We start from the raw sequence: 13356 nt of genomic DNA on the forward strand, positions 1-13356 counted from the left end.
GGCCGTTTTCACTATGGCATTTGACGGAATTACAGTATCCTGTCTTCGAAAGGAGTTATCCGATAAGCTGACCGGAGGACGCATCACAAAAATCGTCCAGTCCGAGGCCGACGAGCTCCTGCTTACCATAAAAAACAACGCAAACCAGTACAGACTTTTGCTTTCTGCTTCGGCGAGTCTGCCGCTGGCCTACCTGACAGATAAAAATAAACCCGCGCCCATGACCGCGCCGGGCTTCTGTATGCTGCTCCGCAAGCATCTGGGGGGCGGACGCATCGTGGCTGTGACCCAGCCCTCTCTGGAGCGTATTCTTCATTTCCATATCGAACATCTGGACGAGATGGGGGATCTCTGCCGGAAAACCCTGATCGTGGAGCTGATGGGCAAGCACAGTAACCTGATTTTCTGTAAAGAGGACGGCATGATCCTGGACAGCATCAAGCATGTGTCCCTGGCGGTCAGCTCCGTCCGGGAAGTGCTGCCGGGCCGGACTTATTTCATTCCCCATACCCAGGAAAAGCTGGATCCCCTCACTGTCGCTCCCGTGGAAATGGTTTCTGCCATCTGCGACAAACCGGCGCCCCTCTCCAAAGCCATCTACACTACACTGACCGGCTTTTCCCCGGTCATGGCCGAGGAGCTCTGTCACCGGGCTTCTGTGGAATCCGCGCGGCCCGCAGGGGCTCTTACTGCTCCCGAACGGGAAATGCTGTCCCACCAGCTGCTGCGGCTTATGGAGACTGTCAAGGACGGTGATTTCGAACCCCGTATTTATTATAGAAATGCCGCTTCCGTATCCACTGATACCACATTTTCCCAGTTCGGACAGAGTCTGGAGCCGGTAGAATTCTCCGCTGTTCCTCTGACCATATACGAAGAAATGAACGCCCAGCCCTTCGAATCCGTTTCCGCACTCCTGGAAAGCTATTACGCCACAAAGAATACCCTGACCCGCATCCGCCAGAAATCCTCCGATCTACGCCGCATCGTCCAGACTGCCCTGGACCGTAGCCGCAAGAAATACGATCTGCAGAGCCGACAGCTGGCCGATACGGAAAAACGGGAAAAGTATAAGATCTGGGGCGAGCTGATTCACACCTACGGCTACGGCGTACCCGAGGGGGCGAAATCCATGCAGGCCCTGAATTACTATACCAATGAAGAGGTCTCGATTCCGCTGGATCCGACCCTTTCCGCCCAGGAGAACGCCAAGAAATATTTTGACAAATATGGCAAGCTCAAGCGAACCTTCGAGGCTGTAACCACGCTGCTGGCTGAAACAAAGTCTGAGGTGGAACACCTGGAATCCGTACAGACCGCCCTGGATATGGCACTGTCCGAGGAAGATCTGGTGCAGATCAAAGAAGAGCTGGTAGAGTCCGGTTACATCCGCAGAAAAATCGGCGGCAAAAAGGTGAAAATTACCTCGAAACCCTACCACTACGTCTCCAGCGACGGTTTCGATATCTACGTGGGTAAAAATAATTTCCAGAACGACGAGCTGACCTTCCAGTTTGCCACCGGAAACGACTGGTGGTTCCACGCCAAAGGCGCGCCCGGCTCTCACGTCATCGTGAAGGCAAACAGCCGGGAGCTGCCCGACCGTACCTTCGAAGAAGCGGGCCGTCTGGCCGCCTATTATTCCAAGAACCGGGGCGGCGACAAGGTAGAGATCGACTATGTACAGAAGAAACAGGTAAAAAAGCCCGGCGGCGCGAAGCCCGGTTTTGTGGTATATTATACCAATTATTCCCTGATGATTGATTCAGATATTTCGGATATCCGGCAGGTAGATTAAGAAAGTTAAGATATTCTTAATACTCGGCCCGTCCCGTTGCTTTTTGCCTGCCAAACGCTTATACTGAAAGCAGAACGTATGAGCGGGAATTGCCGCTCATACCATTTTTCTCTACAAGGGAGGATTTTATTATGAAGTATACGAAAAAGAAGAAATTACTTTCCTTTTTCCTGATTTTCACACTCTGTTTCGGACTGCTGACGCCCACATTCCGGACTGAGGCAGCCAGAGCCACCGGAACGGTCAAGAACCGCATTCTCAATGTGCGCTCCTCCGCTTCCACCAGTTCTTCCATCATCTGCAAGCTGTCCCAGGGAACCAAGGTATCCATTATCTCTGAGACCACCGGCGATGACGGCCTGAAATGGTACGATGTGTTCTTTGCCTATGGCGGCGACGCCAAGGAAGGCTATATCCGGGCGGATCTGCTGAATGTATCCGGAAGCGTATCCGGTTCTTCCGGAAGCGCTTCAAATAATTCCTCAGGCTCCGACAACAGCGGTTCGTCCGCATCCGGGCAGAAGTATGTGAAACCGGCTGTGGCTATCATCCGTACCTACGCATCCACCAATGCAGACATCCGTACAAAGCTGGAACGCGGCACGGCAGCTTCCGTTATCTCTTCCAAAAAGGGCGATGACGGCAGAACCTGGTACAAGATTTCCTTTACAAAAAATGGTTCTGCCATGGAAGGCTACATCCGCGGCGATTTGCTGATCGACACTAACCCGGGCGGTTCTGCTTCTTCCACCGATGTATCCGGAACCCGCTATGTAGTTCCTGACAGCGGCGTGTCTGTCCGCTCCTATGCCTCTACCAATGGCGATATCCGCTCCAAACTGAATAAGGGCACAGCTGTCAGTCTGATTACTTCCAAAAAGGGCGATGACGGACAGACCTGGTATAAAGTATCTTATACCGTAGACGGCTATAAGCTGAACGGTTATATCCGCAGCGATCTGCTGACAGACAAGAACCCGGCAGGCGACTCCGGTTCTTCTAATACTTCCTCAGGAAGCGCCTCTACCAGCGTCACCATCCGTCCGGCAGTAGCCAATATCCGCTCCTACGCTTCCACCGGAGCTGATATCCGCTCCAAACTGCCCGCCGGAACCACAGCTACCATCATTTCCGAAAAAACCGGCAATGACGGCAAGAAATGGTATAAAATCTCCTACACACTGAACGGTAATACCATGCAGGGCTATATCCGTTCCGATCTGGTAACCATGGGCGCTGCGGCCAACACCTCCGGCTCTTCCGGAAATTCTTCATCCGGCAGCTCCTCCGGCGGCGTCGCACAGGTTCGAAGCTACGCTTCTCCCAACGCGGATATCCGCGCCACGCTGGAAAATGGCACTAAGGTAGCGATTATCAAAGAAAAAACCGGGGATGACGGTCAGAAATGGACCAAGATTTCTTTCACACAGAACGGTGAGAAGATTGAAGGTTATGTTCCTTCTTCTCTGTTAAAATAAGCTTCCGGATCTGAAAAGGGCCTTCGCTTTTATGCGAAGACCCTTTTTATATCTCACTTTTATGCCGGACAGAACCGTTTTTCTGCCTCCCTTGCCGCCGCCAGATTTACCAGATTCAGAATCGCCTGCACCACCTGATGGCAAATGCGGACAATATACTCACAATCCTCCTGCACGCCGTGCTTCATTTTCAGATAATCCTCATGGGCCTTCTTAACAAAGCTGCAGACTGCCTCCGGCGTCTCAAACTTTTTCGCGTCAATCCGGTCGCGAAAGGCCTTACCACTCTTTACGTATTCCCGAAGGCGGAATTTCAGTTCTTTCTCATACACGCAATGATCTTTCAGATTGCCGTCGTAGATCTGATTGTGCGGGAAGGTAAAATAATCCGCAATATAATGAATGATTTCACCCAGTCGGCGCATAAAGGCGCGTCCATTGTCCAACAGCAGACCGGAATCCGCGGACAGTACACAGATACGTTCCTTCACCATATCAAAGGTTCCATTGAACTCGTGACGCTGGGTCAGAAAGGAAGGCTTGCAGTCCGGGAGTATGCTTCCCAGATAGAACGCTTTCCTGTGATGTGTCATCACCGGAACCTGCATGTCCTGCGCAATGTATCTGGCCAGTGAAATATGTGATTTTTTTCTCATTTATTACCTCCATCCTCACGGTATCTTGCCGCTTATATAGTTTCCCCTCGTAAAACACTACCTTTTCTATCATACTCCAATCATTCCAGGTTGTCTATCACTAACTTTTACAATATTCCATAAATTTCAGCATTATTTTTTGACTATTTTGGTGTTTATCTCCTATTTTTGTTATGAAAAATGATGAACTTTTTATAAACTTCGCGTTTTTGCTTGATTCAGACCTGAAAATTCAGTACACTAAGATGAATGACGCAGGATGGATGGTGGATTTATGAAACATGAGATGCAAAGTCAGGCTACGAAGCAGGCGCTGGTGGATTCGCTGAAGCAGCTTCTGACGAAAAAGTCGTTTTCGAAAATTACGGTCACGGAGATCGTGGAAAACTGTGGGTATAACCGCAAGACGTTTTACTATCATTTTGAAGATATTTATTCGTTGCTGCGCTGGATGCTGGAACAGGATCTGCTGTCGGTGGTGGACAGCAATGAATTAACGTCTGATCCGGAGAAGGTAATCCGCTTCGCTCTGAGTTATATTAAGCAGAACCGGCAGCTTCTGACCTGCGTTATCACAGAGCTTGGTCATGATGAGCTCCGCAATTTTCTCTATGATGATTTTGCCGCTCCCATCCGTATGGTGATTCAAAAAACCGAGTCGGAGATTGGACTTACGTTGGACGACGCTTATCGGGAGTACCTGACTTCTTTTTATACCAGCGGTATGACGGGGATGATTATCCGGGTGCTGCTTCGGAAGATTTCCTCGGAAGATGAGTTTATTGAAGATATGATTACGACGTTTCATGTGTCGCTGACGGCGCTGGTGCAGGCGCGGGGGCACAGGATGTAAAACATAATAACGGACGGAAAGAGAGTGTGCCTTGCTTGCTCGGGAAATCAAGCTAACCTCCGATCAAGCAAGGCACACTCTCTTTCCTGACGTTACAGGACGGTTAAGTTATCCTGCGATTTAGGATATCGGTTGTTTTGGGTTCTACGTTTTTCCATATTCTATTTTGTTTCACTATTTTTTATTTATATTATCGTCATCTATACACAGGAAATCAATGCGTCTCCGCGAAAGGGATACCGTCTTGTTTTCCGTACGTTTTTCTATTAGGATACATAGTCAAATAAGGACAGCTGATTGGACTCCGGCAGGTCGCCGAGCAGCCCCAGGTCGCCCATGAAGTCGATGACGGTCTTTGACAGCTTGCTTCGTGTCCGCAGGTCGTCCCTAGACAGGAAGGGGCCGTCTTTGGCGGCGGCTTCCAGCTGGTCGGCTGCTTTGTCGCCCAGGCCCTCGATGGTACTTAAGGCGGGCATCAACTTGCCGTCGATGATCTGGAAATGGTGGGCCTTCGCCTTATAGATGTCGATGGGCCAGAATTCGAAGCCTCTGGCGTACATCTCCTGTACGATGTGCATGTCCTTCATACTGTCCTGCTCCTTTTTGGACAGAGAATCGCTGCGGCGCTTGTAGTCGGCCATATAGTAAGCCAGCCGCTCCTTGCCCTGGCACATGAGCTCATAGCTGAAGGCGGACGCTCGGATACTGAAGTAGGCCGCGTAGTAGGCCAGCGGATAGTTGATTTTGCAGTAAGCAATTCGCCAGGCCATCATAACGTAGGCCGCTGCATGGGCCTTCGGGAACATGTACTTGATCATTTTACAGGACTCGATATACCAGTCCTCCACACCTTCCGCCTTCATGGCGTCTATCCATTCAGGCTTCAGTCCTTTTCCCTTTCGCACACTTTCCATAATGGTAAATGACAGGCTTGGCTCCACGCCCTGATGTATCAGATACAGCATGATATCGTCTCGGGTACAAATAGCTGTGGAAATGGTAGCTTTTCCCTCTTTGATGAAGCGCTGGGCGTTGTTCAGCCACACATCGGTACCGTGGGACAGTCCGGAGATTCGGATCAGGTCCGAGAAGGACTGGGGCTTGGCGTCACACACCATCTGGATTACGAAGTCGGTGCCGAACTCGGGGATTCCAAGACACCCCAGAGGACAGCCGTCGATATCCTCCGGCCTGATGCCGAGAGCCTCTGTATTCTTGAACAGGGACATGACGCCCTGGTCGTCCAGGGGAATCGTTTTCGCGTCCAGGCCGGTCAGGTCCTCCAGCATACGAATCATGGTCGGATCATCGTGTCCCAGAATATCCAGCTTCAACAGGTTGTGGTCGATGGAGTGGTAGTCAAAATGGGTGGTGATAATGTCCGTGGTCATATCATTGGCCGGGTGCTGGATCGGCGTAAAGGAATGAATTTCCTCGCCGTGGGGCAATACGACGATACCGCCCGGGTGCTGACCCGTCGAACGGCGCACACCCACGCAGCCCTGGACGATCCGGTCGATCTCACAGTTTCGCTTGTGCTGCCCCCGCTCCTCGTAATAATTTTTCACATAACCGAAAGCAGTCTTATCCGCCAGGGTTCCGATGGTCCCTGCACGGAAGGTCTGTCCTGTACCGAAAATGACCTCCGTATACTTATGGGCCTTGGACTGATAATCGCCGGAGAAGTTCAGGTCGATATCCGGTTCCTTGTCGCCCTTAAATCCCAGGAAGGTCTCGAACGGAATATCGAAGCCTTCTTTCTTCAGGGGACCGCCGCAGACCGGACAGTTCTTGTCCGGCATATCGCAGCCGGCCGCACCCGCGTATTTGCGCACCTCTTCCGACTCGAAATCACTGTAATGACAGGCCGGGCAGTAATAATGGGGCGGAAGCGGGTTGACCTCGGTGATTCCTGCCATGGTGGCTACGAAGGAGGAACCTACAGATCCTCGGGATCCTACCAGATAGCCGTCCGCATTGGATTTCCACACCAGCTTCTGGGCAATGATATACATAACCGCGAAGCCATTGGAAATAATCGAATGCAACTCCTTCTCCAATCGCTCCGTTACCACCTGGGGCAGTTCTTCGCCATAGATGGAATGTGCCTTTTCATAGCAGATATCACGCAGAGTCTGATCGGAATTTTCGATAACCGGCGGACACTTATCCGGGCGCACCGGGGAAATCCGTTCAATCATGTCCGCGATCTTGTTCGTGTTAGTTATAACTACCTCTTCTGCTTTATCACTTCCGAGATATTCAAATTCTGCCAGCATTTCCTCGGTGGTACGCAGGTACAGGGGAGCCTGGTCGTCCGCGTCCTTGAAGCCCTTTCCGGCCATGATGATACGGCGGTAGACCTCATCCTCCGGATTCAGGAAATGCACGTCGCAGGTGGCCACCACAGGCTTGTGGAACTGCTCGCCCAGGGACACAATCTTTTTATTCAGACGAATCAAATCATCCTTAGACTCAAAGGTGGGACGCTCTCCCCGCAGCATAAACTCGTTATTTCCCAGAGGCTGGATTTCCAGATAATCATAGAAATTCACCAGTCTCGCGATCTCCACGTCGGGGGCAGACCGTACCAGTGCCTGGTACAGCTCTCCGGCCTCGCAGGCAGAACCCACGATAAGGCCCTCCCGATGCTTCTGAAGCACGCTTTTCGGAATTCTGGGCACACGGGCGAAATAGTCCAGGTGGGACCAGGAAACCATGCGGTACAGATTCACCCGGCCAATCTCATTTTTCGCCAGAATGATGACGTGGTGGGATGGCAGCTTCTTAATGGCGTCCGCGTCCAGGATACTCATCTGGTTGACGCCGTTCAGGTCGAAGATATCCCGTTCCTTCAGCATTTGCACAAACTTCACGAAGATTTCAGCGGTACAGCCCGCATCGTCCACGGCCCGGTGATGATTTTCCAGGGATACATTCAATGCCTTCGCCACATTATCCAGCTTATAACGGTTCAGCTGAGGCAGTAAAATTCTCGCCAGCGCCACTGTATCTACTACTGTAAATTCACAGGGCAGCCCCTGTCGTTCGCTGTTCTTTCGGATAAAGCTCATATCAAAGCCGGCGTTATGAGCCACCATGACCGCGCCCTTGCAGAAATCCAGAAACTGCGGCAAAATTTCCTCGATGGCAGGCTCGTTCATAACCATTTCATCACTGATGCCGGTCAGCTTCTCAATCTCGAAGGGAATCGGAAGCTGCGGATTTACGAATACACTGAACTTGTCAGAGATTTCGCCCTTTTCCACCCGCACAGCCCCAATCTCGATGATCCGGTCGTTTTCTGCGGAGAATCCTGTCGTCTCGATATCGAATACCACATAGGTATCATCCAGGCTCTGTCCGGCTGCGTCGGTGACAATATCCTTCAGGTCGTCCACCAGATAGCCCTCCACGCCGTAGATCACCTTGAAATTATCGCCCTTTTCCAGGCTGTGGCTGGCGTCCGGATAGGCCTGTACCACGCCATGGTCCGTCACTGCGATGGCTGTATGGCCCCAGGACTTGGCACGCTTAATGATGCTCTTTACATCCGAGACGCCGTCCATATCGCTCATTTTCGTGTGACAATGAAGCTCCACGCGCTTCAGCTCGCTATTATCTGTACGGGGCGTCCGGAAATCTGAGGATTTCTTGATGCCTGTCACAGAGCTGATGGTCAGCTCATTATCGAAGCGATCCATGGCAGTCAGACCCTTCAGCTTGATAAAAGATCCCTGTTTTACCTTCTCCCGGAAGGCTTCCATCTCGTCGTTTTTCTCAAAGATCTTAATGCGGATGGTATCGGTATAATCCGTCACTGTAATGGTTACAATGGTTTTCTCGCCGCGGATCTCCCGTTCATCCCAGCCGGTGACCTGGCCATGGATGACCACCTCGCCCATTTCCCCAATGACCTGCACCAGATCTGTAATCTCGCTGTCATCAAAATCCCGACCATACAGTACATCCGGATTATTGCCGGCACCCCTGCTTCGGAAGCCTCCGCCGGAACGCAGAGTCTTACCATATGCGTACTCGCTCTTGCCGAAATTGCCGAAGTTCTTTTTACCGCCGTCCGCTTTGGCCGCCGTCTTCTTCTCGACCTTTGCCCTGTCGGGGCTTCCCGCGCCGCCTGCTGCCGCGATTTTGCCATCCGCGCTTTCCGCATTTTCCGCGCTCTCCGCCGCGTCCGCTGCCTGCTTGGCCGCCCACATGGCCGCGTTCAGCGCCTCCGCCTGCTTCTCCACGTCCGCCCGGCCGCTGCGCCTCTTCTTTTCTTCCTTTTTATCCACAAACTCCACCCGGATTTTCACATCCAATCCACATCGTTCCGTGAAAATCTTATACAAGATGCGGATAAGTTCATCGGCTGCGTCCTCGCCCAGGGTGGTTTTCGTAAGTTCCATTTTCAGGACATTACTCTCCAGGAAGCTGATTTTCGCGCTCCGAAACAGGTTGTACTCCAGCATGCTGTAATTACGCAACTCAAAAAGAATACTGTCCTTATAGAGCCCCATCAGGGTCTCCGGGTTGTACTGTCCCGACAGCTCGTAGCGCTCCAGGATCTTTACCGTAATGTCAGCGTTGCCAAACAACTGCCTTTTTAAAGTCTTTTCAAGCTGAAAAAGCTGCTCCTTATGGATCAGCTTTCCGCTCACAAGATATACTCTTATGAAATTTTTTGCCCGGTTAGAAGTGACCTTTTCCACCTGCACCTGCTCCAGAAGGTCTGACAGACCTTTTTCCACATGCAGGGGCGGAAATACCTCTGCGAACATTTTTACCATTGACAGTTCTCCCTAGTTCTCGTTCCAGTGTAACAGCTCCTCGCGCAGCGCGCCCAGAAGCTCGCTCTCCGGCATTCGCTGTACGATTTCGCCCTTCTTAATCAGCATACCGGTGCCCTTGCCGCCCGCGATTCCGATGTCGGCCTCCTTGGCCTCGCCCGGTCCGTTGACCACACAGCCCATGACTGCCACCTTGATGTCATCCAGCGGAATATCTTCTACCATGCGCTCTACCTGGTTGGCCAGGCCGATGAGGTCAATCTGGGTTCTTCCGCAGGTAGGACATGATACGACCTCAATGCCGCCTTTGCGGAGCCCCAGCGTCTTCAGGATACGTTTTGCGGAGCGGATCTCCTCCAGCGGATCACCGGTCAGGGATACACGGATCGTGTCGCCGATGCCCTGGTACAGGATGATACCCAGTCCCACGGCGGACTTGATATTGCCGGAATACAGGGTGCCGGACTCGGTGATTCCCACATGGAGGGGATAATCGGTCTTTGCGGCAATCAGTTCATGGGCCCTGGCGCACATCATCACGTCGGAGGACTTGATGCTGATAACCAGATTGTCATAGCCCATGTCTTCGATGAGGTGTACCTTATCCAGGGCGCTCTCCACGATACCCTCTGCGGTGACGCCGTGATATTTTTCTACCAGCTCTTTCTCCAGGGAACCGCTGTTGACGCCTACGCGGATGGGGATACTGCGCTCTTTCGCAGCGTCTACTACGGCCTGTACACGTTCCCTGCTTCCGATGTTGCCCGGATTGATACGAATCTTGTCCGCGCCGTGCTTGATGGCCGCCAGTGCCAGCTTATAATCAAAATGAATATCTGCCACCAGCGGAATCGTAATCTGCTTCTTAATCTCAGTCAGCGCCTCCGCTGCCTCCATGGTTGGAACCGCGCAGCGGATAATGTCGCAGCCTGCCGCTGTCAGGGCCTGAATCTGCGCCACCGTCGCCTGCACATTCTCTGTCTTTGTGTTCGTCATGGACTGAATCAGGATCGGATTGCCCCCTCCGATGACCCGGCCGCCAATTTTAATTACTTTTGTATGTTCTCTCATCCCATTCTTGCCTCCCGCAATTCTTTTTCCTTTTTGAAACGACTCTGCTTCTCTACATTTAACACCATGCCAATCTCAAATAGCAGGAATACCGACGCCGTTCCTCCGTAACTGAAGAAGGGCAGGGTAACGCCCGTGGTCGGAAACAGGCTGGTGACTACCATCAGATTCAACACGACCTGCAGGGCCACATGAGAAAAGACCCCGATGGCCAGCAGACGCCCGAAGGTATCCTCCGCCTCCTGTGCCACACTGTAAAGCTGATATAGCAGGTAGATAAACATCAGGATAATCAGCCCCGCGCCAAAAACGCCAAGCTCCTCACAGATAATGGAAAAAATCATATCGTTATAAGGCTCCGGAATACGGCCCAGCTTCTGGATACTATTTCCCAGCCCCTTTCCAAAGAGCCCGCCGGAACCGATAGCGTACAGCGCCTGCAGGGACTGATAGGCCTTGTCCGACTCATAAGAATAAGGATCCAGCCACGCCAGGATACGGGCGCCACGAAAACCACCGTTTCCACTGCCCACATCTCCGGAAGCCAGCTTTTGCTTCAGATAGAAAATCAGCGCTCCGACTCCCGTGGCTCCCGCTCCGCCCATCAGCACAAAGGGCCAGTACTTCGGATATACCATAAAGGCCATCAGGAAACTGATGCCCAATACGATGGTAGCCGTACTCATATTGTTGCTGATTTTCAGGATCATTACAGACACCACAGCCGTCGGAATCAGAACCGTGATAAAGTTCTTCATATTATCCAGCCTGCCGGAATAATTGCCTATCAACGTCGCGGAAAATAAAATCATCGCCACCTTGACCGGCTCCGCCACCTGGAACTGACCAAGACCCGGGATACGGATCCATCGGGTCGCGCCCTTTACAGTGACGCCCAGTCCCGGCACCTTCAAAAGCAAAATGAGCACAATCGAAGCCAGAAACCCCAACATCGCAAAATGCTTCCAGAAATGATAATCCACATTGGCGACAAACAGCATCACCACAATGCCCAGGATGCTGTATTTCAGCTGACTCATCAACAGAAAGGTGGGATCATGGTTGAACGCGTCACTCATACTGGCCGTATAATAGCTGGCACTGTATATCATCACCAGACCGAAGACGATCAAAAATAAGACGGCCACGATCAGGTTCATATCATAACTGAACAGATAAGAGAGAACTCTTCTCTTTTTCTTTTTTTTCGCCATCTGGCACTCCTTTTTGAAACTCGTTTACTTTTTATTATACTTTCTTCCCATCCCTCTTGCAAGCTGAAAACGGATATCCGTCAAAGAAGAATCCTGCAAAGCAGGATTCTTCGCCTACGGCGGGTCGCCTCAGCGACACAATTCCACTCCGCCGCAGTGCGATCCTGCCCGAAGGGCTTTGTTATGTAATAGAAAATTCCGTTGGAATCTCCTATTACATAACAAGAGACAGGACAAGTCTCCTTATCCCGTCTCTTATGTAACGTAAAGTGCCGTCTTGTTTAAAAATTACTCTACGACCTTGATCCAGCCCTTCGGAGCCTCGATGCGGCCCATCTGGATACCTGTCAGGGTGTCATACAGCTTCTTGGTAACCGGTCCCATGTCGGTCATGCCGCTGGAGAAGCAGATCTCGTTGCCGTGATCTACGATCTTTCCTACCGGAGAAATTACGGCTGCTGTTCCGCAAAGTCCGCACTCCGCAAACTCCTTTACCTCTGCGAACGGCACGGTTCTCTCCTCTACTTCCATTCCCAGGTACTCTTTTGCTACGTATACCAGAGAACGGCGCGTGATGGACGGAAGAATGCTGTTGGACTTCGGAGTTACCAGCTTGCCATCCTTCGTTACAAACAGGAAGTTTGCTCCGCCTGTCTCCTCTACGTTGGTTCTGGTCGCCGCATCCAGATACAGGTTCTCATCGAAGCCCTCCTGATGCGCGGTTACGATAGCGTGCATACTCATGGCATAGTTCAGACCTGCCTTGATGTGGCCTGATCCATGGGGCGCCGCACGGTCAAAATCAGATACCTTGATGGTAAGGGGCTTTACGCCGCCCTTGAAGTACGGTCCTACCGGAGTACCAAATACACGGAACTGATACTCGTCAGCCGGCTTTACGCCGATAACCGGGTTGGTTCCGAACATATACGGACGGATATACAGGGTTGCGCCTGTTCCGTAAGGCGGTACATAGGCTTCATTTGCCTTTACTGTCTGTACAACTGCGTCTACAAAACGATCCTCCGGGAATACCGGCATCTCCAGACGCTTTGCAGACTGAACCATACGCTCTGCGTTCAGGTCCGGACGGAAGATAACCGTCTTGCCCTGCTCTGTGGTGTATGCCTTCATACCCTCAAACACCGTCTGTGCGTACTGCAGAACGCCTGCACACTCATTCAGGACTACATTTGCGTCATCGGTGAGACCGCCCTCATCCCATGCGCCATCCTTAAAGTTGGATACGTAACGCTTATCTGTCTGTACGTAACCAAAACCGATATTTGACCAGTCTAAATTTTTCTTTTCCATGTCAAAGCTCCTCCTTACACTCATTCAGTAATTTTCTGATTTTCCTTTGGGGATTCCTGAAAATTCACTCCAGCCGTATGCCTGTATTTACACTAAGGCTGCCGCGGTCTTACCCGTACTGAACTTTAATTTTTTATATTATAGATCAGTTTCTTTGATACTGCAATGAGAAAAAGTGTGAA

Annotated in this window: 8 protein-coding genes; 3 read left to right on the top strand and 5 right to left on the bottom strand. The window is 51.5% G+C overall.

Annotated features, from left to right (window positions below):
* The first annotated feature begins 13 nt into the window (after positions 1–13).
* Both WMO29_RS02780 and WMO29_RS02785 read left to right on the top strand, forming a co-directional pair.
* Positions 14–1798, top strand: a complete 1785-nt coding sequence (locus tag WMO29_RS02780; protein WP_349163669.1) for an Rqc2 family fibronectin-binding protein — start codon at positions 14–16, stop codon at positions 1796–1798.
* Between the two features lie 131 nt (positions 1799–1929).
* A complete protein-coding gene (locus tag WMO29_RS02785) occupies positions 1930–3276 on the top strand; it encodes an SH3 domain-containing protein (RefSeq protein WP_349163670.1) in 1347 nt (448 codons plus the stop codon).
* 59 nt (positions 3277–3335) lie between these two features.
* On the opposite strand, the gene WMO29_RS02790 is transcribed toward WMO29_RS02785, so the two are convergent.
* The gene (locus WMO29_RS02790; protein ID WP_178038850.1) at positions 3336–3932 is read right to left on the bottom strand and encodes a zinc dependent phospholipase C family protein; all 597 of its coding nucleotides are present in this window, start codon (positions 3930–3932) and stop codon (positions 3336–3338) included.
* Between the two features lie 274 nt (positions 3933–4206).
* Between WMO29_RS02790 and WMO29_RS02795 the strand changes: the two genes are divergently transcribed.
* Entirely contained in the window at positions 4207–4785 is a 579-nt protein-coding gene (locus tag WMO29_RS02795) for a TetR/AcrR family transcriptional regulator C-terminal domain-containing protein (RefSeq protein ID WP_349163671.1), read from the top strand.
* Positions 4786–5051: 266 nt separating this feature from the next.
* Here the strand turns inward: WMO29_RS02795 and WMO29_RS02800 are convergent, their stop codons facing one another.
* The 4 genes from WMO29_RS02800 to WMO29_RS02815 form a co-directional block, all read right to left on the bottom strand.
* Entirely contained in the window at positions 5052–9575 is a 4524-nt protein-coding gene (locus WMO29_RS02800) for a PolC-type DNA polymerase III (RefSeq protein ID WP_349163672.1), read from the bottom strand.
* A gap of 12 nt (positions 9576–9587) precedes the next feature.
* The gene (ispG, locus tag WMO29_RS02805; protein ID WP_178038853.1) at positions 9588–10646 is read right to left on the bottom strand and encodes a flavodoxin-dependent (E)-4-hydroxy-3-methylbut-2-enyl-diphosphate synthase; all 1059 of its coding nucleotides are present in this window, start codon (positions 10644–10646) and stop codon (positions 9588–9590) included.
* Complete coding sequence (locus tag WMO29_RS02810; protein ID WP_349163673.1) at positions 10643–11860, bottom strand: FtsW/RodA/SpoVE family cell cycle protein; 1218 nt, start codon at positions 11858–11860, stop codon at positions 10643–10645. Before WMO29_RS02810 ends, ispG begins: the two co-directional genes overlap by 4 nt.
* Positions 11861–12148: 288 nt before the next feature.
* Positions 12149–13174, bottom strand: a complete 1026-nt coding sequence (locus WMO29_RS02815) for a branched-chain amino acid aminotransferase (RefSeq protein WP_349163674.1) — start codon at positions 13172–13174, stop codon at positions 12149–12151.
* Positions 13175–13356: the final 182 nt, after the last annotated feature.

The organism is Laedolimicola intestinihominis, assembly GCF_040096155.1.
Lineage (GTDB): Bacteria > Bacillota > Clostridia > Lachnospirales > Lachnospiraceae > Laedolimicola > Laedolimicola intestinihominis.